The following is a 2020-nucleotide window of genomic DNA, read 5'->3' on the forward strand; positions in this document are numbered from 1 at the left end:
GCACTGAGCCGGCCAGGAGCGCAGGTGCAGACAAGTAGAAGCTCCATGCCACCAGAAGCAAGGCGAGTGCGACGTACATTGGATTGCGAGTGATCCGATAGACACCGAACGTGACGAGTGACGATGCGCTCTCCGGCTTCAAAGGATTGACCGTGGTCCTGGCTCGCCGAAACGCGATGGCGCCAGTGACGCTGAAGTAGCAACCAACGACCGCGACGACGCCGGCTCCGGCGATGCGGGTAGCGGGCGGCAGGTCAAGCGTCGGCGCAACATTTCTAGCGATCCACATGGTGACCGCGATGATGAGCGCCACGAGCGGTGGTGGGATCTTGAGTTCGAGGGCGCGCATAGCTTGGACTCAGAAGCCTGACGTAGGAATAACCGGACCATCAACACTTCGCGGCGAAGCCGCCTCCTGCTGTTGTGAGTCCATGCCGATTGATAGGTTAGCCTTCACTAGGTACTCTTCCAAGAAGATCGACGATTGAGTTCCAATAGCTTGAGTTTGGCACTGAGTCCATGATTTGAAAGCCAAGATTGATGGGGCGCCAAACTGCTCCGCCCCTCAGGCGAACAGCCAGGAACGGATAGTCGAAGAAGTCCTCTTCATTTGAAGGTTGATCTGGCTTAAACCACTCGCCATGCCTGGCCTTAAGCAAAACCTCACCAGCAAATGAACCGAAGGCATAGATGGACTTTGCTACCTGCTCCATCTTGGCACCGCCGGTTTTCCACTCTTCCAGAACGGAGTCAACCCGGCGCAGTGTGGATGGGGCAAAGGAGGAAATGTCGACGGTATAGACCTTTTGCGTCATCCGGATGGCATCGCCGGCATATCCATCTACTGTTTCGATGGATGGCTGAAAGTGCAATGGAATCAATGCTTTCCCCTGAGGGTTGTGTTAAATCTAACGTGTATGTGAGCGGTCGCCACAGGCAATCCACTCGGCGGGCGCGTTAGGAATCATCCTTTTCGAATGCTTCGTTTGTGAGCTCCTCGTCAAGTATCTCGTGCATCCAGGAGCCACCACCAGAGTAGACCAGCTCGGCGTAGTCTGGCTTCTTACCTGTGCCTTTTGTAAAAACCAGTACGGGGTGCACATACTCCGCGCCAGTATTCATCACCCTCGATCCATCGACGATGCATGCCAGATGGAACGCCAGGTTTTCGGTCAACTCGCGCAGCTTCTTCTCCTTCTTCACTCCAGCTTCGACGAAGCCATCGCGGACCGTTATCAGGATCTCAAGCAGCATTCGTCGTTGGTACGCCTCGAAGGCTGAAGAATCATTCGCAAGGGTGCTCATTGATGACTCCTAACGTGAAGATAATCGGCACCCACCCAAAGTGGGCGCGAAGCAGGACGCCCTTGGGTGTCCGCGTTGGCTGACCTGTTAGATTTCAATGTCACGATTTCACCGACTCCATACGAATAGTGTGATCCCCATCAGAGATACCAACAGGGCGAACAAGAGCACAAGATATGAAGGGTAGCCTAGCCAGCCGAAGTAGCGCAATTCGCGGCTTTGAAAGATCGTGTTGCATCCAGGGCAGCGAACTCCGAATAGGACTACCCCAGGTACCTCACCCGCGCTCGTCGGAAATAGCATTCCGAAAAGGCGAGCCACGGTAATCTTCAATCGATGAGTGCGGCCCATGAAAGACTTCCCGCACTCTGGACATACATCATGCTTCTCCATGAAGCCCTAACGTTGGCGCTGTCCAGCACGCAGCCCGGGCCGCGAAGCGGCATCATTCGGTTGCTTGTGCGTGCCGAGCAAATTGTTAAATGGCGTTGTTCGCATCTACCAAACCTTTTGCTTCAATTGCTAATCTTTCGAGTTCACCGAGCCCCGTCTCGATACCAACTTGAACGCTCCATTCTTCGGGCGCACCAGGAAGGCCCCTGAGCTCTACCTGAAAGGTGACCGAACCCAAGGCTGTACAGGTAACGGACAAGCCCAAATCACCTTCCAAGGAAGCCCAAGTTAAGGCACCTTTCCATGGCACTCGATGCTCTCC

At 54.7% G+C, this 2020-nt stretch carries 4 protein-coding genes; all 4 read right to left on the minus strand.

The window, feature by feature from the left end; genetic code table 11:
- Positions 1–349: methyltransferase family protein (locus AC1D0Z_RS20380; RefSeq protein WP_477659987.1), on the minus strand; the 349-nt coding region annotated here is incomplete at its 3' end.
- A gap of 97 nt (positions 350–446) precedes the next feature.
- A complete protein-coding gene (locus tag AC1D0Z_RS20385; protein WP_477659988.1) occupies positions 447–881 on the minus strand; it encodes a hypothetical protein in 435 nt (144 codons plus the stop codon).
- Between the two features lie 76 nt (positions 882–957).
- Positions 958–1305, minus strand: a complete 348-nt coding sequence (locus AC1D0Z_RS20390) for a hypothetical protein (RefSeq protein WP_477659989.1) — start codon at positions 1303–1305, stop codon at positions 958–960.
- Positions 1306–1783: 478 nt separating this feature from the next.
- Positions 1784–2020, minus strand: a 237-nt coding sequence (locus AC1D0Z_RS20395; RefSeq protein WP_477659990.1) for a DUF6228 family protein, incomplete at its 5' end; no start/stop codon positions are given.

The sequence above is a fragment of the Polaromonas sp. P1_E3 genome, from assembly GCF_056405935.1.

What these genes read in the sequence shown, in the direction of transcription:
- AC1D0Z_RS20390 (WP_477659989.1), bottom strand. Translation starts at nt 1,305, where the DNA reads ATGAGCACCCTTGCGAATGATTCTTCAGCCTTCGAGGCGTACCAACGA.